At 53.4% G+C, this 24,575-nt stretch carries 21 protein-coding genes and 2 tRNA genes; 15 read left to right on the top strand and 8 right to left on the bottom strand.

The window, feature by feature from the left end; genetic code table 11:
* Nucleotides 1-261: 261 nt before the first annotated feature.
* The 11 genes from gyrA (at nucleotide 262) to pyrF (ending at nucleotide 14,140) form a co-directional block, all read left to right on the top strand.
* On the top strand, nucleotides 262-2,955 hold the full coding sequence (gene gyrA, locus Q8W22_RS10925; RefSeq protein WP_305415506.1) for a DNA gyrase subunit A: 2,694 nt from the start codon (nucleotides 262-264) through the stop codon (nucleotides 2,953-2,955).
* A 58-nt stretch (nucleotides 2,956-3,013) separates the two neighbouring features.
* The gene (serC, locus tag Q8W22_RS10920) at nucleotides 3,014-4,096 is read left to right on the top strand and encodes a 3-phosphoserine/phosphohydroxythreonine transaminase (protein ID WP_303434058.1); all 1,083 of its coding nucleotides are present in this window, start codon (nucleotides 3,014-3,016) and stop codon (nucleotides 4,094-4,096) included.
* Between the two features lie 65 nt (nucleotides 4,097-4,161).
* Nucleotides 4,162-5,253 (top strand): prephenate dehydratase, encoded by a 1,092-nt coding sequence (pheA, locus tag Q8W22_RS10915; protein WP_305452378.1) that lies wholly within the window; start codon nucleotides 4,162-4,164, stop codon nucleotides 5,251-5,253.
* A 112-nt stretch (nucleotides 5,254-5,365) separates the two neighbouring features.
* Nucleotides 5,366-6,478, top strand: a complete 1,113-nt coding sequence (hisC, locus tag Q8W22_RS10910) for a histidinol-phosphate transaminase (RefSeq protein WP_303434056.1) — start codon at nucleotides 5,366-5,368, stop codon at nucleotides 6,476-6,478.
* Complete coding sequence (locus Q8W22_RS10905; protein ID WP_305452376.1) at nucleotides 6,475-8,724, top strand: bifunctional prephenate dehydrogenase/3-phosphoshikimate 1-carboxyvinyltransferase; 2,250 nt, start codon at nucleotides 6,475-6,477, stop codon at nucleotides 8,722-8,724. The genes hisC and Q8W22_RS10905 overlap by 4 nt, the downstream gene beginning before the upstream one ends.
* Nucleotides 8,717-9,433: a (d)CMP kinase gene (gene cmk / locus Q8W22_RS10900; RefSeq protein ID WP_303434054.1), complete on the top strand. Its 717-nt coding sequence runs from the start codon at nucleotides 8,717-8,719 to the stop codon at nucleotides 9,431-9,433. The genes Q8W22_RS10905 and cmk overlap by 8 nt, the downstream gene beginning before the upstream one ends.
* Nucleotides 9,434-9,590: 157 nt before the next feature.
* A complete protein-coding gene (rpsA, locus tag Q8W22_RS10895) occupies nucleotides 9,591-11,273 on the top strand; it encodes a 30S ribosomal protein S1 (RefSeq protein WP_303434053.1) in 1,683 nt (560 codons plus the stop codon).
* Nucleotides 11,274-11,595: 322 nt separating this feature from the next.
* Nucleotides 11,596-11,907, top strand: a complete 312-nt coding sequence (gene ihfB, locus Q8W22_RS10890) for an integration host factor subunit beta (protein ID WP_303434052.1) — start codon at nucleotides 11,596-11,598, stop codon at nucleotides 11,905-11,907.
* Nucleotides 11,908-11,930: 23 nt separating this feature from the next.
* Nucleotides 11,931-12,215, top strand: coding sequence for a LapA family protein (locus Q8W22_RS10885; RefSeq protein ID WP_303434051.1), 285 nt, complete (start codon nucleotides 11,931-11,933; stop codon nucleotides 12,213-12,215).
* Between the two features lie 9 nt (nucleotides 12,216-12,224).
* Nucleotides 12,225-13,409, top strand: coding sequence for a hypothetical protein (locus tag Q8W22_RS10880; RefSeq protein ID WP_305452375.1), 1,185 nt, complete (start codon nucleotides 12,225-12,227; stop codon nucleotides 13,407-13,409).
* Entirely contained in the window at nucleotides 13,406-14,140 is a 735-nt protein-coding gene (pyrF, locus tag Q8W22_RS10875; RefSeq protein WP_305415501.1) for an orotidine-5'-phosphate decarboxylase, read from the top strand. The genes Q8W22_RS10880 and pyrF overlap by 4 nt, the downstream gene beginning before the upstream one ends.
* Before the next feature lie 280 nt (nucleotides 14,141-14,420).
* Here pyrF and Q8W22_RS10870 read toward each other — a convergent pair.
* The 5 genes from Q8W22_RS10870 to purM form a co-directional block, all read right to left on the bottom strand.
* Nucleotides 14,421-14,496, bottom strand: a tRNA-Asn gene (locus tag Q8W22_RS10870).
* A 143-nt stretch (nucleotides 14,497-14,639) separates the two neighbouring features.
* Nucleotides 14,640-15,221, bottom strand: a complete 582-nt coding sequence (gene dcd / locus Q8W22_RS10865) for a dCTP deaminase (protein WP_303434048.1) — start codon at nucleotides 15,219-15,221, stop codon at nucleotides 14,640-14,642.
* A 26-nt stretch (nucleotides 15,222-15,247) separates the two neighbouring features.
* A complete protein-coding gene (locus Q8W22_RS10860) occupies nucleotides 15,248-16,063 on the bottom strand; it encodes a DUF3108 domain-containing protein (protein WP_305452374.1) in 816 nt (271 codons plus the stop codon).
* Between the two features lie 28 nt (nucleotides 16,064-16,091).
* The gene (gene purN, locus Q8W22_RS10855) at nucleotides 16,092-16,760 is read right to left on the bottom strand and encodes a phosphoribosylglycinamide formyltransferase (protein ID WP_303434046.1); all 669 of its coding nucleotides are present in this window, start codon (nucleotides 16,758-16,760) and stop codon (nucleotides 16,092-16,094) included.
* Nucleotides 16,757-17,809: a phosphoribosylformylglycinamidine cyclo-ligase gene (gene purM / locus Q8W22_RS10850; protein WP_305415499.1), complete on the bottom strand. Its 1,053-nt coding sequence runs from the start codon at nucleotides 17,807-17,809 to the stop codon at nucleotides 16,757-16,759. The genes purN and purM overlap by 4 nt, the downstream gene beginning before the upstream one ends.
* A gap of 440 nt (nucleotides 17,810-18,249) precedes the next feature.
* On the opposite strand from purM, the gene Q8W22_RS10845 reads away from it, so the two are divergent.
* Both Q8W22_RS10845 and hda read left to right on the top strand, forming a co-directional pair.
* On the top strand, nucleotides 18,250-19,260 hold the full coding sequence (locus Q8W22_RS10845) for a DUF2066 domain-containing protein (RefSeq protein ID WP_303434044.1): 1,011 nt from the start codon (nucleotides 18,250-18,252) through the stop codon (nucleotides 19,258-19,260).
* Nucleotides 19,260-19,961, top strand: coding sequence for a DnaA regulatory inactivator Hda (hda, locus tag Q8W22_RS10840; RefSeq protein WP_303434043.1), 702 nt, complete (start codon nucleotides 19,260-19,262; stop codon nucleotides 19,959-19,961). Before Q8W22_RS10845 ends, hda begins: the two co-directional genes overlap by 1 nt.
* A 265-nt stretch (nucleotides 19,962-20,226) precedes the next feature.
* Here the strand turns inward: hda and Q8W22_RS10835 are convergent, their stop codons facing one another.
* On the bottom strand, nucleotides 20,227-21,414 hold the full coding sequence (locus Q8W22_RS10835; protein ID WP_303434115.1) for a pyridoxal phosphate-dependent aminotransferase: 1,188 nt from the start codon (nucleotides 21,412-21,414) through the stop codon (nucleotides 20,227-20,229).
* Between the two features lie 125 nt (nucleotides 21,415-21,539).
* Here Q8W22_RS10835 and uvrB point away from each other — a divergent pair, with 125 nt between their 5' ends.
* Both uvrB and Q8W22_RS10825 read left to right on the top strand, forming a co-directional pair.
* The gene (gene uvrB / locus Q8W22_RS10830; protein ID WP_303434042.1) at nucleotides 21,540-23,570 is read left to right on the top strand and encodes an excinuclease ABC subunit UvrB; all 2,031 of its coding nucleotides are present in this window, start codon (nucleotides 21,540-21,542) and stop codon (nucleotides 23,568-23,570) included.
* Between the two features lie 99 nt (nucleotides 23,571-23,669).
* Nucleotides 23,670-23,746, top strand: a tRNA-Val gene (locus tag Q8W22_RS10825).
* A 231-nt stretch (nucleotides 23,747-23,977) separates the two neighbouring features.
* Here Q8W22_RS10825 and Q8W22_RS10820 read toward each other — a convergent pair.
* The gene (locus tag Q8W22_RS10820; RefSeq protein ID WP_305452373.1) at nucleotides 23,978-24,220 is read right to left on the bottom strand and encodes a hypothetical protein; all 243 of its coding nucleotides are present in this window, start codon (nucleotides 24,218-24,220) and stop codon (nucleotides 23,978-23,980) included.
* 2 nt (nucleotides 24,221-24,222) lie between these two features.
* Nucleotides 24,223-24,575 (bottom strand): hypothetical protein (locus tag Q8W22_RS10815; protein WP_305452372.1); only part of this gene is annotated, 353 nt, incomplete at its 5' end.

Genomic DNA, 24,575 nt, shown 5'->3' with positions numbered 1-24,575 from the left:
CTTGTGGTTGTTCTGAGACGCTTCTGGCAGGGAGTGTATTAGGTTATCGGGGCTTTTATGGTATGATGCGCGCTTTGTTTTGCGCTGCAAAATAACGCTGGTTCTGAACCAGTCTGTTGTCTGCAGCCAGGGCAGCGGTACGAATGGGTAGCGGTTGTGATTGCTGCCTGCTCCGGCGGTTGTTCTGTTAATCAATACAGTCAAGTGAATGCCATCGCCACGGTATGTGGCCAAGCGATACAGCACGGATCTTAATAGTCTATGGGTGAGTTAGCCAAAGAAGTTCTCCCGATTAACATCGAAGATGAATTGCAACAATCGTACCTTGATTACGCCATGAGCGTAATTGTCGGGCGAGCATTGCCCGATGTTCGGGATGGTCTCAAACCGGTGCATCGTCGTGTTTTGCATGCGATGAACGTACTGAACAACGACTGGAACAAGCCATACAAAAAATCCGCTCGGGTGGTTGGTGATGTCATTGGTAAATATCACCCGCACGGTGACTCTGCTGTTTACGACACTATTGTGCGTATGGCGCAGGATTTTTCCATGCGTTACACGCTGGTGGATGGCCAAGGTAACTTTGGCTCGGTCGACGGCGACTCGGCCGCAGCCATGCGTTATACCGAAATCCGCATGGATAAAATCAGCCACGACATGCTGGGTGATATCGAAAAGGAAACCGTCGACTGGGTGCCCAACTACGACGGTACCGAGCAGATTCCGGCAGTATTGCCGACCCGTGTGCCCAATTTGCTGGTGAATGGTTCCTCCGGTATCGCCGTGGGTATGGCAACCAATATTCCGCCGCATAACCTGACCGAAGTATTGACCGGTTGTCTGGCGCTGATCGACAACCCGGATCTTGATATCGACGCCCTGATGGAATACATCCCGGGGCCGGATTTCCCGACGGGCGCCTTTATTAATGGTCGTGATGGCATTATTGAAGCCTATCGCACCGGTCGAGGTCGCATTTATCTGCGTGCTCGCCACCATTTTGAAACCGACGAAAAGAACAGCAAGGTCAGTATTGTGTTCACCGAGATTCCTTATCAGGTGAACAAGGCCCGCTTGATTGAAAAAATTGCCGAGCTGGTCAAGGAAAAAAAACTGGAAGGCATTACCGAACTGCGTGATGAGTCCGACAAGGACGGTATGCGGATTGTGATAGAGCTGCGTCGTGGTGAAATGCCCGAAGTCGTGCTCAATAATCTGTTCGCCCAGACCCAGTTACAAGGCGTGTTCGGCATCAACGTTGTGGCACTGGTCGAAGGCCAGCCCCGCACGCTGAACCTGAAGCAGCTGCTGGAAGCTTTCGTCAAGCACCGTCGTGAAGTCGTTACCCGTCGCACCATTTTTGATCTGCGCAAGGCCCGGGAGCGCGGCCACTTGCTGGAAGGTCTGGCACTGGCACTGGCGAATATTGATCCGGTGATCCAGTTGATCAAGGAATCCACCAACGCTGCCGAAGCGAAGGAAAAGCTGATCGTTACCGCCTGGCATCCGGGCGATGTCCTGGACATGCTGGAGCGAGCCGGTGAAGACGCCTGTCGCCCGGATGACCTGCCGGAAGAATTTGGCTTCCGGGATGGCAAATACCATTTGTCGCCGGCCCAGGCACAAGCCATTCTGGATCTGCGACTGCAAAAACTGACCGGCCTGGAACATGAAAAACTGATCGAAGAGTACCAGCAAAAACTGGAAGAAATCGCCGAATATCTGGAGATTCTTGGTAGTGCCGATCGCTTGATGACAGTGATCCGGGAAGAGCTGGAAGCCATTCGGGCAGAGTATGGCGATGAGCGCAAGACCGAAATCATGGCGGTGAAGCGCGACCTGAGCATGGCTGACCTGATTCCGGAAGAGGATCTGGTGCTGACGCTGTCCCACAGCGGTTACGCCAAGACCCAGCCAATTGATGCCTATCAGGCCCAAAAGCGCGGTGGTAAAGGGCGTTCTGCCACGTCAGTAAAAGATGAGGACTTCATCGAACACCTGTTAGTGGTGAACAGTCACGATACCGTGTTGTGCTTTACCGATGCGGGCAAGGTGTACTGGCTGACGGTGTACAATATTCCGCAAGCCAGCCGTAATGCCAAAGGCCGTCCGATTGTCAATGTACTGGCACTGGATGAAGGCGAACGTATTACCGCCATTCTGCCCGTGGTCGAGTACCGTGAAGACAACTTTGTCTTTATGGCCACCGCTCGCGGCACGGTGAAGAAAACCTCGCTCGACCAGTTTTCCCGTCCACGCTCCAGCGGTTTGATCGCCTGTGAGCTGGATGACGGTGATCATCTGGTTGGTGTGGCCATTACCGATGGCTCGCGCGATATCATGCTGCTGTCTGATGCCGGTAAAGCGGTGCGTTTTTATGAAGGCCAGGACAGCGAAGGCAAAGGCGGAGTACGGCCGATGGGACGTACAGCCCGTGGGGTGCGAGGCATCACACTGGGTCAGGAGCAGAGCGTTATTGCACTGATCATTCCGGAAGAAAACGGTGCGATTCTCACCGCTTCAGAGCGTGGTTTTGGCAAACGCACGGAAGTGACGGAGTTCCCGACCAAGGGGCGCGGCACACAAGGTGTGATTGCCATGGTCACCAACGATCGTAACGGCCGTATGGTGGGAGCCGTGCAAGTGTTCGACGGTGATGAAGTGATGCTGATCAGCGATCAGGGCACGCTGGTGCGTACCCATGTCAACGAAGTATCACTGTTGGGTCGTAACACCCAGGGTGTGACCCTGATTCGTGTCAGTGAGAAAGAAAAGCTGGTCGGGCTGGAACGGATCTGTGATCCGGAAGATGATGAAGCCCTGTTGGCGGTATTGGCGAACGCTGATGACGCCGGCGATACGGCCGATCATAGTGATCAAAGCGATCAAGAAGCCGGTGTTGAAGACAATTCTGACAGCAATACCGACGACAACGGTGACGACGCAGAATAACAAGCTGCGTTGTCTGGACGGGGCGCTCCGGCGCCTGCAATACAGAGCAATCAATCTGATGAACCGAGTGTTTAATTTTTGTGCTGGCCCGGCGGCATTGCCGAGTGCGGTACTGGAGCGGGCGGGTCTGGAACTGGCAGACTGGCATGGCAAGGGCTTGTCGATCATGGAAATGAGCCACCGCAGCGCTGATTTTGTTGCCGTGGCCAAAAAAGCCGAACAAGACCTGCGTGACCTGATGGCCATTCCCGACAACTATAAAGTGTTGTTTATGCAAGGTGGCGCCAGTAGCCAGTTTGCGATGGTGCCATTAAATCTGGCCAACGGCAGCGGCAAGGTCGATCAGATCGTGACCGGCCAATGGTCAAAAAAAGCGCTGGCAGAAGGCAAGCGTTTTGCGGATGTCCGGGTGATTGCCTCGACCGAAGACAATAAGTTTACCTCGGCGCCGGCACCATCAGAATTGGCCTTCAACGCCGACGCCGACTATGTCCATTACTGTCCGAATGAGACGATTGGTGGTGTGGCGTTTGATTATATTCCTGACACTGGCGACGTTCCTCTGGTGGCGGATCTGTCATCGGCGATTTTGTCTGATACGCTGGATGTCAGCCGTTTTGGCATGATCTACGCCGGTGCCCAGAAAAACATCGGCCCGGCGGGCCTGTGTGTGGTCATTATTCGTGATGACTTGCTGGGCAAGGCCCGGGCAACCACACCAACGATGTTCAACTACACCGTGTGTGCCGATAACGGCTCGATGTACAACACACCACCAACGTATAGCTGGTATTTGGCCGGGCTGGTGTTTGAATGGCTGAAAGAACAGGGCGGTATTGCGGCCATTGCGGCGGCCAACCATCGCAAAGCGGCACATTTGTATCAGTTTATCGATACCAATGACTTTTATGCCAACCCGGTTGCACTTCCCAATCGCTCGATCATGAATGTGCCCTTTACCCTGGCCGATGCGAATCTGGACTCCTTGTTCCTGCAACAGAGTGAAGCGGCCGGGCTGTTGAATCTGGCCGGTCATCGCAGTGTGGGTGGTATGCGTGCCAGTATTTACAATGCCGTTTCTGAAGCGGCTGTTGTTGCATTAACTGACTTTATGGCCGACTTCGCTCGTCGCCACGGTTAAGCTTGTACACTGGCTCGCCTGTCGGGTCAGTGATCCCATTCCAGATTAACGAAGCAAGGCAACTCATGAGTGAAGCTCAGGAACTCGAACAACTGCGCCAGTCGATTGACTCTATTGATCGGCAAATTCAGGAGTTGATCAATCAGCGTGCCCGCTGTGCCCAGCAGGTTGCAGAGGTGAAGGAAAAATACGCAGCGCCGGGTGAGTCGGTGATTTTTTATCGTCCTGAGCGGGAAGCACAGGTACTGCGTAATGTGATGGTGCGTAATACCGGCCCGTTGCCGGATGAAAATATGGCGCGCCTGTTTCGCGAAATCATGTCGCAATGTCTGGCTTTGGAAGAGCCATTGAATGTGGCGTTTCTTGGCCCGGAAGGGACCTTCACCCAACAGGCGGCAGTAAAACATTTTGGCCATGCCGTGTGTTGTCACAGCCAGGTCTCGATTGGTGATGTGTTCCGTGAAGTGGAAAGCGGTGCTGCCAATTTTGGGGTGGTGCCGGTAGAAAACTCGACCGAAGGCGTGGTGACCCATACCCTCGACAGCTTTTTTGATTCAAACTTGCAGATTTGTGGCGAAGTATCGCTGCGGATTCATCATCACCTGATGTCGCAAGCCCCGGCCCAACCGATCGAACGGATCTACTCCCACGCCCAGTCACTGGGGCAATGCCGACGCTGGCTTGACCAGCATTATCCGGACGTGGAGCGGATTGCGCTCAGTTCCAATGCCGAAGCGGCGCGCCGTGCCAGCCTTGAACCGGGCAGTGCGGCGATTGCCGGTGAAGTTGCTGCTGATCTGTATCAGCTGGTTGTCTGCAGCGCCAATATTGAAGATCGCCCGGACAATACCACGCGCTTCTTGATTGTTGGCCGTCAGGCAACCCTGTCCAGTGGTGAAGACAAAACCTCGATCATGGTGTCCAGCCGCAATCAGCCGGGTGCCCTGTATCAGGTGCTGGAGCCATTTCATCAGGCCGGAATCAGCCTGACGCGTATCGAAACCCGACCAGCACGTACCGGCACCTGGAATTACGCCTTTTTTATTGATTTTGAAGGCCACAGTGACGACGCTGTGATCAGTACTGTGCTGGAACAGCTGCAACAGGTTGCGGCGGATTACAAATGGCTGGGTTCTTACCCGAAAGCCGTTCTGTAAGCGACCTGGTTACCGAGCCCTGTCTGTCCATCGATTGACGGGGTTGATTAAACAAGTGTTAGACATCTGGCCGTGCGGCTCCCTTGTCTGGCCCATGCTATGAGAGCAAATCATGAGTGTAGATTTTCAGCAGTTGGCCGTTGCCGGAGTGCGCGGTCTGAAACCTTATCAGCCTGGCAAACCGATTGATGAGCTGGCGCGTGAACATGGGCTGGATGAGGCCAATATTGTCAAGCTGGCCAGCAATGAAAATCCGCTTGGCCCCAGCCCGAATGTGATTGCCGCCATTCAGGGTCAGCTGGCAGAACTGACCCGTTACCCGGATGGTGCCGGTTTTGATCTCAAGGCCGCCTTGTGTGAACGCCTGGGCGTGACCGCGGATCAACTGACACTGGGGAACGGCTCCAGTGATATTCTCGATTTTGCCGTGCGGGTTTTTGTCGACAAGGGCGATAACGTCGTTGTGTCGCAACATGCTTTTTCCATTTACGGTCTGGTGACCCGCGCCATTGGTGGCGAAGTGATCGAAGTGCCTGCCCTGAATTTTGGCCATGATCTGATGGCAATGGCGGCGGCGATCAATGACCGTACACGGGTTGTATTTGCCACCAATCCGAACAACCCGACTGGTACCTACAGTACCCGTGCAGAACTGGAAGCTTTTCTGGCAGCGGTACCTGAGCGGGTGCTGGTCTTGCTGGACGAAGCGTATTTCGAATATGCCGAAGTTGAAGACTACCCCAGCGGTCTGGATTACCTGTCACAGTATCCCAACCTGCTGGTCGTGCGTACTTTTTCCAAGGCCTATGGTCTGGCATCGCTGCGGGTCGGTTATGGCGTTTCCAGCCCGGTTGTGGCTGACCTGATGAACCGGGTTCGTCCGCCATTCAATGTGGATTCCTTTGCACTGGCCGCTGCCACCGCAGCGCTGAAAGATAGCGACTATCTGGCCAACAGTGTTGCGCTTAACCGTCAGGGTATGGCGCAGTTGGTTGCCGCGTTTGAGTCGCTGGGATTGAGTTATATTCCGTCAGTAGCCAATTTTGTGACCTTCAAGTTGCCTGAAGGCAAGGATGATCAGACGGTGAATCAACAGTTGCTGCAAATGGGGGTGATTATTCGCCCGGTCGCCAACTACGATATGCCCGGATACATTCGGGTATCGGTCGGAACGACGGCAGAAAACCAGACATTTATTGATGCGTTGACGAAGGTGCTGGCTTGACCACAGAGAATGGATTCTTTGTTCACCGGGTCGCGGTAATTGGCCTGGGGCTGATTGGTTGCTCCTGGGTCAAGGGACTGCGTGCCCAGGGGGGCGTAGGCGAGGTGGTCGGCTTTGATCGCAACCTCGATTCAATGGAACTGGCTTGCGAGACCGGCATTATTGACCGCTACGCAACCTCCCCCGGGGCAGCGGTTGCCGACGCCGATCTGGTGATTGTATCGGTGCCGATTTTATCGGTACGTCCGGTGCTGCAGGCATTGAGTGCGAGCTTGCCGCAGCATGCAGTGATTACCGATGTCGGCTCGGTCAAGGGATCGGTTGCTGCAGATGTCAAGGCGGTATTCGGGGCCGGGTTTGGCCGCTTTATTCTCGGCCACCCGATTGCCGGTTCTGAACGCAGTGGGGTGGCCGCGGCGGATGAACATCTCTACTGCCGGCACAAGGTGATCATCACGACCGAGGCCCATACCGACAACACCGCACTGCAACTGGTCATGCAGGCCTGGCAAGCGGTGGGAGCCGACGTCGAAATCATGTCGGTGGGTCATCACGACGAAGTATTGGCCGCGACCAGCCATCTGCCGCATTTGCTGGCCTATTCGTTGGTGGATACCCTGGCCAACAATCATGAAAACAAAGAAATCTTCAATTATGCGGCGGGTGGTTTCCGTGACTTTACCCGGATCGCTGCCAGTAGCCCGGAGATGTGGCGGGATATTTTTACCGCCAACCGGGAGCAATTGCTGGCAACCCTGGACCTGTTTAACAAAGACCTCCTGCAGTTACGTGAGGCCATTGTCCAGAATGACACCACGACCCTGATGGGGGTGCTGACTCGTGCCAAGGCTGCACGGGATCATTTTTCAAACATACTTGCCCGCAGGGCCTTTGTGGAACCTATGAAAACCAGTTCTCTTTCCTATCTGGTGCAACCGGCCAAGTGTTTGTCCGGCACCTTTCGCGTACCTGGCGACAAATCCATTTCTCATCGCTCCATCATGCTGGGTTCGCTGGCCAATGGTGTTACAGAAGTCAGCGGCTTTCTCGAAGGTGAAGACAGCTTGGCAACCTTGCAGGCCTTCCGGGATATGGGAGTGGTGATTGAAGGCCCGCATCGTGGTCGTGTGACCATTCATGGTGTTGGCCTGCATGGCTTGAAAGCACCGGCCAATGCCCTGTATGTCGGCAACTCTGGCACCTCCATCCGGCTGTTGTCCGGTCTGTTGGCCGGTCAGTCTTTTGATGTCGAAATGAGTGGTGATGAATCCTTGAGCAAGCGTCCAATGGGGCGGGTGGCTGATCCGTTACGACAAATGGGCGCCATTGTGGAAACCGAAGAAGGTGGTCGTCCACCGTTAAAAATCAAGGGTAACCAGGCCCTGAAAGGTATTCACTACGTGTTGCCCATGGCCAGTGCCCAGGTCAAGAGCTGTGTGCTGCTGGCGGGTTTGTACGCCGAAGGCAGTACATCCGTGACGGAACCGGCACCGACCCGGGATCATACCGAACGCATGCTGAAAGGCTTTGGCTACGATGTGCAGGTGGATGGCAGCACGGTGACGATCCAGTCTGGCGGTGAATTGACGGCGACCAGTATTGATGTCCCGGCAGATATCTCGTCCACTGCGTTTTATATGGTGGGAGCCAGCATTGCACCGGGTTCCGATATTACCTTGCAGCATGTTGGTATCAATCCGACCCGTATTGGCGTGATCAATATCCTCCGTGCCATGGGCGGCAATATCGAGGTTATGAATGAGCGTGAAGTTGGCGGTGAACCGGTAGCTGATATCCGGGTACGCTCGGCCCAGCTCAAGGGTATCCATATACCGGAAGACCAGGTGCCGCTGGCGATTGACGAATTTCCGGCGATCTTTATTGCCGCCGCCTGTGCCGAAGGGGAAACCATCCTGACGGGAGCAGAGGAATTGCGCGTCAAGGAGAGCGACCGTATCCAGTCCATGGTTGATGGCTTGAATAGCCTCGGCGTTGCGGCGCAAGGCACTGCCGATGGTGCAATTATTCCCGGTTTTGGCCCTGAAGGCAGCTTTGGTGCTGGCGTGATCGCAAGCCATGGCGACCATCGTATCGCCATGAGTTTCTCAATGGCCTCATTGCGGGCAGATGCAGCGATTGTTATTCATGACTGCGCCAACGTCGCGACCTCTTTCCCGGGTTATGTTGAACTGGCCAATAGCACGGGGTTACAGCTGCAAATACAAGGAGATGTGGGTGGTGACTGATTCGAGAGCAACGTCAATTCCGGCAGCAGTCCCGACGACGTCTGCGGTTATCGCCATTGATGGCCCCTCCGGTGCTGGTAAAGGCACCGTTTGTGCGCTTTTGGCTGAGCAGCTGGGCTGGCATTTGCTGGATAGTGGTGCGCTGTACCGGATTACCGGTCTGGCCGCCAGCCGCAAACAGATTGCGCTGGATGACGAAGTCGCTGTCGCCGCTGTCGCTGCGGTGCTGGATGTGCGTTTTGAACCACGCAGCACTGGAGTGCAGGTGATTCTGGAAAACGAAAACGTGACCGACACCATTCGCACTGAAGACGTTGGCAGCCTGGCCTCTCAGGTTGCGGCTTTACCTGCAGTACGCGATGCCCTGTTGCAGCGGCAACGTGACTTTTGTCAGGCCCCGGGCCTGATTGCTGATGGCCGGGATATGGGTACCGTGGTGTTCCCTCTGGCCGAAGTTAAAGTATTCCTGACCGCCAGCGCCGAAGAGCGGGGCAGAAGGCGATATGAGCAGTTGCTTGACAAGGGATTTGATGCTAGTTTACCCGCCCTTATCGAAGACATCCGAGCTCGCGATGAACGCGACAGCAACCGGGCTGTTGCTCCGCTGAAGCCTGCCGATGACGCTATAACCATTGACAGTACTGAGCTGACGATCGACCAGGTGTGCGGACACGTGGCAGATCTTGTTCGCAAAGCAGGACTGGTCTGAGATGAAATCCGGTACGTTTGCCAGCCCCCTGCTCTAAGGAATCAGAAGCGTACCAGGGTTTTTGTATGATTTGACCCAAATGTCTGGCCATTTGGAACGCGTCACTATTCCGTCAACCATTTCATCGGAATATACGCTTTTATATAGGTATTAATTCATGACCGAAAGTTTTGCTGAGTTATTTGAAGAATCCTTGAAAGAACTGGACATGCAGCCCGGTTCTATCGTCACTGGTACCGTAGTCGACATCGACAGCGACTGGGTAACTGTGAACTCAGGTCTGAAATCTGAAGCTGTTATTCCCCGCAGCCAGTTCCTGAATGAAAAAGGTGAACTGGAAGTTGCTATTGGCGACGAAACCCAGGTTTCCCTGGAAGCGGTTGAAGACGGTTTTGGTGAAACTAAGCTGTCTCGTGAAAAAGCCAAGCGTGCTGAAAGCTGGAAAGAGCTTGAGAAAGCCTTTGAAGCTGAAGAAATGGTTACCGGTATTATCAACGGTAAGGTTAAAGGTGGTTTCACTGTTGACCTGAAAAACATCCGTGCCTTCCTGCCAGGTTCTCTGGTTGATGTCCGTCCAGTACGTGACACAGCCCACCTGGAAGGTAAAGAGCTGGAATTCAAGGTTATCAAGCTGGATGCCAAGCGTAACAACGTTGTGGTTTCTCGTCGTGCCGTTCTGGAAGCTGCCAACAGCCAGGAACGTGAAGAATTGCTGGCTAACCTGCAAGAAGGTCAGTCTGTCAAAGGTATCGTCAAGAACCTGACCGATTACGGCGCATTCGTCGATCTGGGTGGTGTTGACGGCCTGCTGCACATCACCGATATGGCCTGGAAGCGCATCAAGCATCCAAGCGAAATCGTTGCTGTTGGTGACGAAATTGACGTTAAAGTCCTGAAATTCGACCGTGAACGCAACCGCGTTTCCCTGGGTCTGAAACAACTGGGTGATGATCCATGGGTCAACATCAATGACCGTTACCCTGAAAATGCCCGCGTTAAAGCCCGCGTCACCAACCTGACTGACTACGGTTGTTTCGCTGAGCTGGAAGAAGGCGTTGAAGGTTTGGTTCACGTTTCCGAAATGGATTGGACCAACAAGAACATCCACCCATCCAAGGTTGTTCAGGTTGGTGATGAGATCGACGTGATGGTTCTGGATATCGACGAAGAACGTCGTCGTATCTCTCTGGGTATCAAGCAGTGCACCATGAACCCATGGGAAGAATTCGGTACCAAGTGTAACAAGGGCGATAAAATCTCCGGCAAGATCAAGTCAATCACTGACTTCGGTATCTTTATCGGTCTGGACGGTGGTATCGATGGTCTGGTTCACCTGTCTGACATCTCCTGGAACGACACGGGCGAAGAAGCCGTTCGTAACTACAAGAAAGGCGATGAGCTGGAAACCGTTATCCTGTCTATCGATCCAGAGCGTGAGCGTATCTCTCTGGGCGTGAAACAGCTGGAAAGCGATCCGTTCTCCGAGTTTGTTGCAGTTCACGATAAAGGCGCTGTTGTTGTCGGTAAGGTCATTTCTGTTGATGTCAAATCAGCGGTTGTTGAATTGTCTCCAGGCGTAGAAGCTTCCCTGAAAGCTTCTGAAATCAGCCGTGACAAAGTAGACGATGCCCGTACTGTGCTGAAAGAAGGCGAAGACGTACAAGGTGTTATCACCATGGTTGATCGTAAAAACCGTGCGTTGAGCATCTCTATGAAAGCCAAAGACAATGCAGAAGATCGTCAGGCTCTGAAAGAACAGCGTACCAAAGCGGATGCTGAAGTATCTGGACCGACCACCATTGGTGATCTGATCAAAGAACAGCTGAACCAGAAAGACTAAGGTCAAGCTGCTCTGAATAAAAACCCGCTTCGGCGGGTTTTTTTATGCCTTGTTATCCAGTTTTGATAGCAGGGTATTATTTCGGTATTGCTTGAGACGGTATTGTTTGAAGCGGTATGGTTCCAGACAGCCAGGACAGGTTTTCCTTGATTGGCAGTGCGCTTTTATGTCGATTAGCTATAGGGATTGTCTGGATATTTCAGGTAACATCGTGGATGAAATGGCTTTCCCATCTTTGAGTACATAAACAAACATCGAACGGTTGCATTTGTTGTCTGCTAACTGCATGATTTGACAACAGTTATTGTCATGCAGTCACCTCATGGAGGAAAACACTGTGACTAAGTCTGAACTGATAGAACGTATCGTCAGTCGTCAGCCGCAGTTATCTGCCAAAGATGTCGAGTTAGCCGTTAAAACGATGCTCGATTATATGTCGTTGAGCCTGTCGTCGGGTGAGCGGATTGAGATTCGCGGATTTGGCAGCTTCTCGTTGCACTATCGTGCACCGAGGATCGGGCGTAATCCCAAAACTGGCGAAACGGTCGAGTTGCAAGGCAAGTTTGTGCCGCATTTCAAGCCGGGTAAAGACTTGCGCGACCAGGTTAATGACAGTATCGACGGCGAACACTAGGGCCTTGTCGGCCAGGTAATATCATGCTGCAAAAAATCAGGATCGGCATAAGTCTGATCTCATTCCTGCTTATCTTTCTCTATTGTCTGACATTCGCGACTCGTAACAGCGAGTCGCTGGATGTGTTTTTTCTGGTAGGGGCTCCTGTCAGTCTGCCGGTTGCGCTGTGGTTTGGTCTGATGTTGGCACTTGGTTGTGCTATTGGCCTGCTGGCGGGTGTGATGTCCGTCTTATCAAAGAAACGCAAAATCCGCCGCTTGCAAAAAGCGCTGGATGAATTAGAGAAGCGATCTGGCAGGCTGCCCTAGGCTGGCATCATGATAGAATCCGCAATTGTGTTTATACTGGTGCTGGTAGGTACTGGCATTGGCTGGACACTGGGCTATCGTTCCGGTAAGGCTCGCCCCAAAAGTACACCGGTTGACTGGATTCCCAGTATCGATTTTATTCTTGCACAAAACACCGACCTCACTCTTAAACGTATTGTTAATGCCCAGACACTGGATGATGATTCGGTTGAATTGTTTCTCCGTCTCGGCTGTAGTTTGCGGGAAAAAGGCGAAGTTGAACGTGCTATCCACTTGCACCAGACCCTGTTTGCCCGGACTGACCTGAAGGGCGTACTGCTGCAAGAACTGGAGCTGGAACTGGCGATGGATTTTTCCATGGCGGGTCTGCATGACCGGGCGGAACGCCTGTTGCTGGAATTACTGGAGAGTCGTGGCCGTATCCAGGAAAAAGCAGCCATGGTTTTACTGGAATTACTGGAAGGCGAGGGCGAGTGGCAACAAATTCTCGACCTGAATCAGGCCAAAAAATTACCCACTTCCCCTTTGTTACAACGCCGTGTGGCACATGCGGCGTGTGAATTGGCTGAACGGGTGGCAAGTAGTGGCAATTATGTTGAAACCCGTCAGCTGTGCCGCGCCGCACTCAAATCAGACAGTCGCTGTGCCCGTGCCTTTGTGGTGCTGGGGAATATGGCGTTTGAGCAAAACGAACCCCATGAAGCGGTACGCTGCTATCTGAAAGCGCTGGATCATGATCCTGGCTCCATTATTGCCATGCTGGAACCGATGGTGAAGTCGTTCCGTCAGCTGGGTGATCCCCGTGGTTTGCTGGCCCACTTGCAGCGTCATGGTGAAGAGCTGAATTACGTGCCTTCTCTGGTGGCCCGTGCCGAAACCCTGGCCGATCTCGAAGGGGCGGACAGCGCCATCGCTGGATTTATCGAGGATCTTGAACGTTATCCATCCTATACCGGGTATGTGGCGATGTTGGGCTTGTTGCTGCGCCACAAGCAGCGTTTGACCGAGTCGCAGGCCCATGGGGTGTATGATATTCTCCACCGCATCGATACCGATGACCCGAGCTTTGTCTGCAGTCAATGTGGCTTCAAGGCGCGGGAATTCCATTGGCGCTGCCCAAGTTGTAAAAACTGGGCCAGCTTCAAGGCTATCACCTCTTCCAGTCACTCCTCCGTTGTTATTGAAGACCTATGACTATTGATTCTTTCCGTTCTGCTCCACCTGTTTCCGCTGCTGTAACTTCTCCTATCGTGGTGGCGCTGGACTACCCCTCATCGGAGGGCGCACTGGCAACCGCCAGATTGCTGGACCCTGCCAGTTGTCGGGTGAAGGTGGGTAAAGAGCTGTTTACCGCCGCCGGGCCGAGTGTCATCGAGCAATTACACGGGCTTGGATTTGATGTGTTTCTCGATTTGAAATTTCACGATATTCCCAATACCTGCGCCAAGGCTGTCGCGGCTGCGGCCGACCTGGGTGTCTGGATGGTGAATGTACACGCCAGTGGTGGTCGTCGCATGATGGAAGCCGCTCGTAATGAACTGGACAAGCGTTCCAACCCTCCGTTGTTGATTGGTGTCACGGTGCTGACCTCCATGGATGGCTCTGATCTGGCGGAGTTGGGCCTGACGGTGACACCGGAGCAGCAGGTAGCACGACTGGCAAGCCTGGCGCAGTCATCCGGGTTGGACGGTGTTGTGTGTTCTGCCAATGAGCTCGCGGTTATTCGCCAGCATTGTGGGGCCGAGTTCAAAACAGTAACGCCGGGTATCCGTCCATCCTGGAGCACGAATCAGGATCAAAAACGTGTTATGACACCCGAACAGGCAATGGCTGCAGGGGTTGATTATCTGGTCATTGGCCGACCGATTACCCAGGCGGAGAATCCGGCTGCAGCGTGTCAGAAAATTCTCGATAGCCTGGCCTGATCGCTGATGTGTCTGCTGCTGGGAGTGCTTATGGATGAGCACTTATTCAATACGCTGTCAGTACTGTGATAGCGCAAGCGCAGCAGTAGATTTAACCAGACCAGCGGCGGAATGGGGCTGAGTTGGCGTAACAATCAATGACGTAACAACCAATGACGCCATAAAGCAACAACGGCAAATCGTCGGGATCTGTTTGGATATAACAAGAAAGAAAACACGGATAGGATCAATCGAAGCAGGAATCGGCGAGAGCGATTAGCAGAACTTCATATTACTTGCCTGGCTCCCCGAGCTGGACTTGAACCAGCGACCAATAGATTAACAGTCTACTGCTCTACCAACTGAGCTATCGGGGAACATCAGCAAGTGGTGCGCATTATACGGAGCCAGCGGTTTGTGTCAATAGCCCAGAATTAAATAAACAAGAGAAAATTCAAGGCGTTAGGCGTTCTGCCGGAGCGTCGGTAGAAAGTATTCGACGCATCAGCAGAAGCCATCTTTAATCTTTGGCGATACGGCTGAAAACCACACCTTTCTGGTTTTTGTATTTGGCGTTTACCCGTTTGTTATACGGACGTTTGGCAGGGCTGCTGAGCGTTTCGAACGACAAGGCACAAATCACCATGGCTGGTCGTAATGCCAGCGGCAATTTGCCATTGTTATAAAACTCCAGAACGATCTGGCCATCCCAGCCCGGGTCGATTCGTCCGGCGGTCAGGTGAACCACCAGACCAAGGCGTGCCAGTGAGCTGCGACCATCAAGCCATCCAACCAAGTCGTCCGGGATGGTGACAGATTCCATGGTTGCTCCGAGTACCAGCTCCCCCGGATGGATATAAAGCGACTGATCATGTGCAATTTCGATTTCCTTGCTCATGATATGGTCGATATCGCGCTCCAGCTGTGCGCGTTCACCGGAAAGATCCAGGTGAGTGGCAGAGTTATTGCTGAAGACTCGAAAACGGTGGTCGAGGCGCAGGTCAACACTGATGCCAGCAATCGCATCGGGGCCTGGAGCTGGCTCGATAGTAATGCTGCCCTCACTCAGGCGCTGTTCAATGTCGGCATCACTTAATCGCATGGCGGTTCTCTGATTATTGGGTCGATTTACAGGTCGCTACTGACCAGGTCGATCTGGTATTGGGTTTTGCCTTTTTTGCGATCCACCAGTTTTACCAGCAGGTAACCCTTGTCTTTCGCCAGCCAGGCATAAATGTCTCGTTGATCATCACGGACTTGTTTGATCTTGATGGTATCCAGCACGCCAATTCTGGTTTTTAACGGCTCTTCCGCAACGATAACAAATTCATAATTGCGTACCCGGTTTTTCTCGAACACCTGATAGCTGAGTTGATCCTGACCACTGGCAAGATCCAGGCTGACTTGCAGCATATAGGTCAGCTTGTCTTGCAGCTTGTCTTGCCAGACATCGTTAAATTCACGCGACTGCAACGGTGAATAAATCCGCTGCCGGGCAGCGTCAAACTGATATTCCTGATCATCTTCCTGGATCAGTCCTGAGCCCCGGTAATGGTAGCTTTGCGGCTGGATAATGCCATCCTGCAGTGAAAAAACCGCCTGCTCCTGCACCGATGCGGCGGAGGCGTCAGCCTCAAAGGTCATCTGCCAGAGTTCATCCTGGCGCTGTACCAGACGGCGCTCAGCATCAATGTTGAAACTGAAAAACCCCCATTCGTAGCGACTGGTATATTGTGCCCTGAAGGGTTGCAGTGTGGCGTGTTGCACTGCTGGCAGCTCGTCTGGTATCGCGTTGTGCTCTGGTTGCAGTCCGGCATCGTCCGTCGATGACGGGTAGGTACTATCCGTGCTGTCCAGAGTAGGGGGCTGAGTGTCACCGTTACTGGCCAAAGCCAATAAGGGTGACAGTAGCAGAGTACAGGCCAGGTATTTGATTCGTCTCACAGATCATCCTCACTGCGATGGTGATTGATTACTGGGCTGTCAGTCTGAGTCCGGATGGCGGCAGAAGTTTACTATCAAGAGTGACACCTTTATCAGTCATCTCCAGTCTGCCTTGTGTACACCATTTGACGATGATTGGATACAACACATGCTCCTGGGCCTGTACCTTGCGTTGCAGGCTGGCGGCGGTGTCGTCTTCCTCAATGGGCACACTGGCTTGAGCGATCACTGGGCCACCATCCAGCTCTTCGGTGACAAAGTGTACGGAGGCTCCATGTTCTTTGTCACCGGCATCAATGGCGCGTTGATGGGTGTCCAACCCTTGATACAAGGGCAGTAGGGATGGGTGAATATTGATCAGGCGGCCGCGGTAACGACGAACAAAGTCAGCGGTCAGGATGCGCATGAATCCCGCCAGCACTACCAGATCCGGGGCAAGGTCATCGATGGCCCGCATCAGGTGGGCATCAAATTCCTCGCGGCTGTTGAACTGCTGATGGTCCACCAGTACCACCGGAATATCGCGGTCGCGGGCATATTGCATACCCGCTGCCTCTGGGCGATTACAAACAACACCGGCAACCATGGCGTCAATATCGCCCGTCTGGACAGCGTCGGCAATGGCCAGCATATTACTCCCCGTACCGGAAATCAGTATCACGATACGAGGTTGATCAAGTGCCGAGTCGGTCATCATACGGTGCGGTGACCGATGAATTCCACGCTGGCTTCTTCATCGGTTTTTTCAACGATATTGCCAATAATCCAGGCTTGTTCACCTTCAGCGTTCAGCAGGGCGATCGCCTGGTCTGCTTTGTGTTCCGGCAAGGCGATGATCATGCCAACACCACAGTTAAAGGTGCGGAACATTTCTGCGGTGGCGACATTACCGGCTTGTTGCAGCCATTCGAACACCGCAGGCCAGCGCCAGCTGTTGGTATTGATCACGGCTTTGCAGTTGTCTGGCAAAACGCGGGGGATATTTTCCTGGAAACCGCCGCCGGTGATATGCGACAGCGCGTGCACTTCGGTGGCATTGATCAGTTGCAAGGTTGATTTGACGTAGATGCGAGTCGGTGCCATCAGAGCGTCGGCCAGCGGCACACCGTCGAGGTCCTGTTGCAGATCGGCATCAGCAACTTCAAGGATCTTGCGTACCAGCGAGTAGCCATTGGAATGCGGGCCACTGGAGGCCAGCGCGACCAGGGAATCACCGGCCTGAACCTTGGTGCCATCAATGATGTCGGCTTTTTCAACAATACCAACACAAAAACCGGCGAGATCGTAGTCTTCGCCTTCGTACATACCGGGCATCTCAGCGGTTTCACCGCCAACCAGTGCGGCACCGGCCTGTTCACAGCCGGCACCAATACCACTGACAACGGCTGCGGCAACGTCAACGTTCAGGTGGCCGGTGGCATAATAGTCAAGAAAAAACAGCGGCTCGGCACCAGAGACCACGAGGTCATTGACACACATGGCGACCAGGTCGATACCAATGGTGTCGTGCTTGCCCAGATCCATAGCCAGACGCAGCTTGGTGCCCACGCCATCGGTACCCGATACCAGAACGGGTTGATGGTAGCCTTGTGGCAGTTCGAACAGAGCGCCAAAACCGCCAAGGCCGGCCATGACTTCCGGGCGGCGAGTGCGTTTGGCTACGTCCTTGATGCGTTCTACCAGTGCGTTTCCGGCATTGATGTCAACGCCAGCGTCTTTATAGCTTAGGGATTTTGATTCGGTCATTCGGATTCACAGGGTGGCTGCAAAGAAGCGGGGTATTCTAGCGATTTGTGTCCGCCACTTCACCTGCTGCGACAAAGAAATAGTACGACAGGCCAGTTAATTGGCGCAGAAGCGCATGGAAACCGGCTTTTGTTACGATCAGCATCCCCAGATCATCAAGTCACTGGCGGAGTTCTCTTGGGTGCGTGGCTTGTGCGTGGCACAATAGCCACTGTCCGATGTCTTGGTGTTGTTCCTGCTCCCGGTATTGTTGTTGTGATGGTTATGATGGCCGCAGTCAATGTGGGGCTATCAATAACGGAGCTTATAAGGCTTGCAATATAAGGCTTATAAACAGTCGCAGTACCGATAGTCGCAGCAACCCCTTTGGCGTCAGAGCAAGAACCCATGTTCGCGGTGGTTGTACGCCGTAAACCGGAATGACAAAGGAATTTTCACGCGTGCGCTCAGTCTTTCTGCGATTGATGTATTGTCTGTTGTTACTCTCTCCCGTGGCCTCTGCCGGGGTAGTAACGGATCTGTATCTGGCCTCTATTGAAGTGGCAGATAGAACGCCCGCGACGCGAGAAGCGGCGATGCCCGCGGCATTGCTGCAGGTATTGACCAAGGTGTCGGGCAAACCTGCGGCAGAGCTGAAATCTCTGACCGGTAAGTCATCGAGCCGTTATCTGGCCAGTTATCGTTACACCTCGCAGACGGATGGCGGGGCTCTGGTACTGCAAGCCATGTTTGCGACAGGTCCGGTCAATGACTTGCTGGCCCGTCATGGATTGCCTGTGTGGGGCAGTAATCGACCGGATGTCATGTTCTGGCTGGGGTTGTCTTATAACGGCAGCCGATCGGTTATCAGTGCCGATCAATATCGGGGCTGGCGCAATGTATTTGCACTGCACGGGATTCCAGCCGTCTGGCCGATTCAGGACCTGGACGACCAGATGGCGCTACCAGCCGAACGCCTGTTCGGCTTGTTCCGGGATGATATCCGGGCAGCTTCTGAACGCTATCACACGGATGCCATTGTTGCCGCCCGGATCACTCCGTCAGGAGATGGCTGGCGTGCGGATGGTTATCTTGAATATCACCATGACCACTTTCCGCTGGATATTCGCGGCAAATCGGAGTCGGCAGTTATTGCTGCACTGGCCGAGGCAGTGAGTGGCTATTTTTCCAGTCGCTACGGCGTGGTGACTTCAGCAGCCGATTTGGCAATAGAGCAACAGACGCTGACCATACAGCAGGTTAGCCGCTACGACGATTATCGGGCTGTGTTGGCATTACTGGCTTCGGTATCCGGAGTAGAGCAGGTGTCGGTTCTGGGCGTTCGTGGCGACAGTCTCGATCTGGGGCTGACGCTGAATGCCAGTTGGTCGCAGGTGCTGACTAATATCCGTTTTGACCGTCGAGTCAGTGATAGCAACTTGCCGGATACACTGCTCTGGATGGGGCATTAATGGTGACGCCGCACCCTCAGCTGACCTTGTCCGTCTATGTGCGGGATGATGCGCGCATTGCCAATTTTTATGCCGGACCCAACGAAGAAGTCATCCAGGCTGTGCAGCGCCAGTGGACGTTATCAGGAGACCCTTTCCTGTTCCTTTGGGGGGATTCCGGTTGCGGCCTGAGTCATTTGTTGCAAGCGGCGTGTCATTATGCCGATGGTCTCGGTCATCACAGTGTCTATCTGCCATTAAAAGAGCTGGTGAACTACAGCCCCGAGGTGCTGGATTCACTGGAACAATTACCCTTGGTGGTACTGGATGATATCGAGGCAGTACTGGGCCATGACGACTGGGAGCTGGCCCTGTTTCATCTGTTTAACCGGGTGCGGGAAAACGATGGCCATTTGTTGATCTCGGCACGTTGTCCGCCTCAACAGCTGGCTGTGGCGCTGCCGGATCTGGGGTCCCGATTATGCTGGGGCGTGGTGTACCATTTGGCATTGCTGCAGCCAGAAGAGCGGGCTCTGGCACTGGTCTTGCGGGCGCGGCAGCGGGGTATTTTACTGGCAGAAGACGTGGCGCGTTTTATCGTCTCGCGAGGGCCGGAACATATGGAAGGCCTGGCTGATATTCTGGATCGTCTGGACCATGCTTCGTTGACCCATCAGCGCAAATTGACCATCCCGTTTGTCAAGGAAGAGATGGACTGGTAACACAACCAACCCTGGCAAGACCATATCGGTGCTGTTGGTGCTGGTGGTGTGTTGATGGTGTGTTGATGGTGTGTTGATGGTGTGTTGATGGTGTGTTGATGGTGCTGGTATAGGTGTGCTGCAGGTGTTGTTGGGCAGGATAAACAAGACGGTCTTGATAAAACGTTACAGCTAATTCTGAAGATTCAGCTATTGATGTCTGGCTGCCTTGTCCCCACGCCAGGCATGGGAACAAGGAAGACTGAAGCCAAAATACGTCGCCGGATCAGTTACCCAGCGCTTTTTGCAGGCGCGCAATGGCATCTTTCAACGTTGCCAGACTGGTTGCGAACGACAGTCGCATAAAGCCTGGCGAACCAAACGCCGACCCAGGCACCATCGCCACACCGGCTTCGATCAGCATCTTCTCTGCAAAGTCGATATCATTGGCAATGCCCATCGTATCCATCGCGCCCTGAAAGCTCGGGAACGCGTAGAACGCGCCATCCCCTTCAAGACACTCAACGCCGGGTAACGCATTTAATGCCGCTACCAGATAGTCGTGACGTTCCTTGAACGCAGCCACCATGGGTTTGACGCAGTCGTTACCGCCTCTTAAAGCGGCTTCCGCCGCCACCTGGGAGATCGAGGCCGGGTTTGATGTGCTTTGTGACTGGATCTTTTTCATCGCCCCAATCAGCTTGGCTGGCCCGGCAGCATAACCAATCCGCCAGCCAGTCATGCTGAACGCCTTGGATACACCGTTCAGAACGATGGTGCGCTCGTACAGCTCAGGGCAGGCGTTGAGAATATTGTGGAAGCCACACTCAGCCCACAAAATCAGCTCATACATATCATCGGTGGCGATCAGCACATCCGGATACTGTTGCAGCACCGCGCCGAGCGCTTTCAGTTCATCCAGGCTGTAGGCTTTGCCAGACGGGTTGGATGGGCTGTTCAAGACCACCAGACGCGTTTTGGGAGTAATGGCCGCATCCAGTTGCTCAGCCGTCATCTTGAACTGGTTGTCCATCGATGTTTCAACAATCACCGGCGTGGCTTCCGCAATCTTGACCATATCCGGGTAAGACACCCAGTACGGCGCCGGGATAACGACTTCATCGCCAGGGTTTAACAAGGCCAGGCTCAAGTTAAAAAAGCTTTGCTTGCCACCACACGACACCAGAATCTGATTTGCTTCATATTCCAGGTTGTTGTCGTTTTTGAACTTGCTGATAATGGCTTGTTTGAGTCCCGGCGTTCCATCCACAGAGGTATACTTGGTGAAGCCTGCATCAATAGCCGCAATAGCCGCTTTTTTTATGTGCTCAGGGGTGTCGAAATCCGGTTCGCCGGCGCCAAGGCCGATAATGTCCTTACCTTCTGACCGCAAAACCGCAGCACGATTGGTGACTGCCAGCGTAGGGGAAGGCTTGATCTGTTGAACGCGATCAGACAGTTGCAGGTCCAAAATGTGTATCCTCAAAACAGGCGTGATAGAAAATTGACAACCGGAGCAATGTTGCAAAATGATGAATTGTCCGGAATGAATGCCAAACTGCGGAATCTTACTAAATCTACTGACATACTGGAATCCCTATGAGCAAGACGTTTGCGCTCACGTCCAAATATTCCCCTGCCGGAGATCAGCCTGAAGCCATTCGGCAGTTAGTTGCCGGTATTAACGCCGGACTTCTCAAACAAACCCTGCTCGGCGTTACGGGTTCCGGTAAAACCTACACCATGGCCAACGTTATCGCCCAGTGTCAGCGGCCGGCGATTATCATGGCGCACAATAAAACATTGGCGGCGCAGCTGTACGGTGAGTTCAAGGAATTTTTCCCCGACAACGCTGTGGAATATTTTGTTTCCTACTACGACTACTACCAGCCAGAAGCCTATGTGCCCTCATCGGATACGTTTATCGACAAGGATGCTTCCGTCAACGAACACATCGAGCAGATGCGGCTGTCGGCCACCAAGGCACTGCTGGAACGCCGCGATGCCATTATTATCGCCACCGTATCGGCCATCTATGGTCTTGGCGATCCGGACTCCTACCTCAAAATGATGTTGCACCTGGTGCGCGGAGACCAGGTTGATCAGCGTACTATTCTACGCCGTTTGGCTGAGCTGCAATATACTCGTAACGACATGGATTTTCACCGCGGCACCTATCGAGTACGGGGAGAAGTGATCGACGTCTACCCGGCAGAAAGTGACGACGAAGCCGTACGTATCGAACTGTTTGACGACGAAGTCGAACAGCTCAGCAGTTTTGATCCACTGACCGGTGCCATACACAACCGCCTTGGCCGCGTCACGATCTATCCCAAAACCCACTACGCCACCCCGCGCCAGCGTATTCTCGATGCCATTGACGGCATCAAGGTCGAGCTGGACGAACGGCTGGAATATTACCGCAACGAGAATTTGCTGGTCGAAGCCCAGCGGCTGGAACAGCGCACCCGCTACGATATTGAGATGATGCAAGAGCTGGGGTACTGCTCCGGCATCGAAAACTACTCGCGCTACCTCTCAGGCCGAGAGCAGGGGGCCGCGCCGCCAACCCTGTTTGACTACATCCCCAAAGACGCGCTGGTATTTGTGGATGAAAGTCACGTTACCATCCCCCAGATTGGCGGCATGTATCGGGGCGACCGTTCCCGCAAGGAAACCCTGGTGCAATTTGGCTTTCGGCTGCCATCGGCACTCGACAACCGGCCGATGCAATTTGAAGAGTGGGAAGCCATCGTACCGCAATGCATCTTTGTCTCCGCCACCCCCGGCAATTATGAAAAAGAGCACCAGGACGCAGTGGTCGAACAGGTGGTGCGGCCCACCGGCCTGGTCGACCCGATTATCGAAATCCGCCCAGCCACCGGTCAGGTCGACGATGTGCTGCATGAGCTGCGCTTACGGGTCGACAAGGGCGAACGGATACTGATTACCGTACTCACTAAACGTATGGCCGAAGACCTGACCGACTTCCTGTTTGAGCAAGGCGTGCGCGTTCGCTACCTGCACTCCGACATCGACACCGTCGAGCGGGTAGAAATCATCCGCGACCTGAGGCTGGGCGAGTTTGATGTGCTCGTGGGTATTAACTTATTGCGAGAAGGGCTGGATATCCCGGAAGTTTCGCTGGTGGCTATTTTTGATGCCGACAAGGAAGGCTTTTTGCGCTCCGAACGCTCACTGATCCAGACCATTGGCCGCGCCGCCCGTAACCTGAATGGCCGGGCAATACTCTACGCCGACCGGGTAACCGACTCCATGCGCAAGGCGATGGAAGAAACCGACCGCCGCCGGGAAAAACAGGTCGCCTTCAACGAAGAGCACAACATCACTCCCCAAGGCGTCTTCAAATCGGTTGAAGACATCCTGGAAGCGGCTCCTGCACCCGGTAAAAAAGGACGCAATGGCAACCGTAACCGCAAAGTGGCAGAAGACAAGCCGGATTATGGATCAGCCGACTGGAGCCGACTCACCGCCCCCGAGCTGGTGAAAAAAGTCGCCGAAGTTGAAGACCGCATGTTCAAAGCCGCCCGCGACCTCGATTTTGAAACCGCCGCCAAACTCCGCGACCAGCTCCACGACATGAAAGCCAGAATCATCGCCAACAGCTAATATAAAAAGTGGCAGCCGACCGATTTCCCCCTTTTTTGAAAAAATTCAGAAAAAGGGTTGCACGACTACAAAACCAGAAGTAATATGCGCGCTCTCTTTAGGACTATAGCTCAGTTGGTTAGAGCGCTACCTTGACATGGTAGAGGTCCCCAGTTCGAATCTGGGTAGTCCTACCAAGAATTATTAAAGAAGTCAGACACTTAGCGGTGTCTGGCTTTTTTTATGTCTATCGAGAATCAAAAAATTCTCAATACTTTATCAATATACAGTAGTCACCTATCAGGGCTTGCCCCGCATTCCTACTAGCTTTACGCCTACATTCAATTATCAATATACAGTGCTTTTGGCAAGGTCATCGATAGCTCTGCCTGACACTCGGTCCAGTTGCTGACCTGTGTAGCTGTCTGTCAAATGGACTTGGACACGTTGGGTTTCTTCCTCAGCTCAACCAATAGATCCTTGATAGCTTCTGCATCAGTTTGAATGAAGCCAAGAATTTCTACCACAAATCTAAAGTTTTCGGCATCCTCTAAGCTACTCAAAGTTTCATTGAAGCCACGCAAGAAACCGACATGACGATCCAAACGATGCTCTAAATCATCCAATCTACACCTACTCAACCGGTCACCGAATGTAACTACCTTTCCCATACTCACTCCTTCAGATATGCCTTAACCAACATTCTAAGAACGCCAGATACTGTCCTGCCATCTTCATCAGCTCGAATTTTCAAATCTTCGAGATCTGCCTCATCGATTTGAAAGCTATAGAGCCTCTTTGCTGGCTTCGCTTTTGCCTTACCCCTACCGATCTGACTAGGCTTACGAGTAGATGCCTTTTGGGCATTAACATCTGGTAGAACTGACTCCAATACTTCAGGCAAACCAGGACTACTAGAACTTTCTTGAGCCACACCGGGCATTAGCTCGTTGTAGTGGTCAACTAATCCCGGACAGTATTTTAAGGTTTTCCTCAGCTGCAACAGGCGAAATGCCGCCGTTGAAT

The sequence above is a fragment of the Oceanobacter sp. 1_MG-2023 genome (genome assembly GCF_030689025.1).
Lineage (GTDB): Bacteria > Pseudomonadota > Gammaproteobacteria > Pseudomonadales > Oceanobacteraceae > Oceanobacter.
The sequence above is the reverse complement of the archived record's forward strand: the minus strand, read 5'-3'. Positions and strand labels throughout refer to the sequence as shown.

Coding starts and splice junctions, on each gene's coding strand:
- hda (WP_303434043.1), top strand. CDS start 19,260: ATGGTGACGCCGCACCCTCAGCTGACCTTGTCCGTCTATGTGCGGGAT.
- uvrB (WP_303434042.1), top strand. CDS start 21,540: ATGAGCAAGACGTTTGCGCTCACGTCCAAATATTCCCCTGCCGGAGAT.
- purM (WP_305415499.1), bottom strand. CDS start 17,809: ATGACCGAATCAAAATCCCTAAGCTATAAAGACGCTGGCGTTGACATC.
- gyrA (WP_305415506.1), top strand. CDS start 262: ATGGGTGAGTTAGCCAAAGAAGTTCTCCCGATTAACATCGAAGATGAA.
- Q8W22_RS10820 (WP_305452373.1), bottom strand. CDS start 24,220: ATGGGAAAGGTAGTTACATTCGGTGACCGGTTGAGTAGGTGTAGATTG.
- serC (WP_303434058.1), top strand. CDS start 3,014: ATGAACCGAGTGTTTAATTTTTGTGCTGGCCCGGCGGCATTGCCGAGT.
- Q8W22_RS10880 (WP_305452375.1), top strand. CDS start 12,225: ATGATAGAATCCGCAATTGTGTTTATACTGGTGCTGGTAGGTACTGGC.
- Q8W22_RS10885 (WP_303434051.1), top strand. CDS start 11,931: ATGCTGCAAAAAATCAGGATCGGCATAAGTCTGATCTCATTCCTGCTT.
- pheA (WP_305452378.1), top strand. CDS start 4,162: ATGAGTGAAGCTCAGGAACTCGAACAACTGCGCCAGTCGATTGACTCT.
- pyrF (WP_305415501.1), top strand. CDS start 13,406: ATGACTATTGATTCTTTCCGTTCTGCTCCACCTGTTTCCGCTGCTGTA.
- dcd (WP_303434048.1), bottom strand. CDS start 15,221: ATGCGATTAAGTGATGCCGACATTGAACAGCGCCTGAGTGAGGGCAGC.
- purN (WP_303434046.1), bottom strand. CDS start 16,760: ATGATGACCGACTCGGCACTTGATCAACCTCGTATCGTGATACTGATT.
- hisC (WP_303434056.1), top strand. CDS start 5,366: ATGAGTGTAGATTTTCAGCAGTTGGCCGTTGCCGGAGTGCGCGGTCTG.
- ihfB (WP_303434052.1), top strand. CDS start 11,596: ATGGAGGAAAACACTGTGACTAAGTCTGAACTGATAGAACGTATCGTC.
- rpsA (WP_303434053.1), top strand. CDS start 9,591: ATGACCGAAAGTTTTGCTGAGTTATTTGAAGAATCCTTGAAAGAACTG.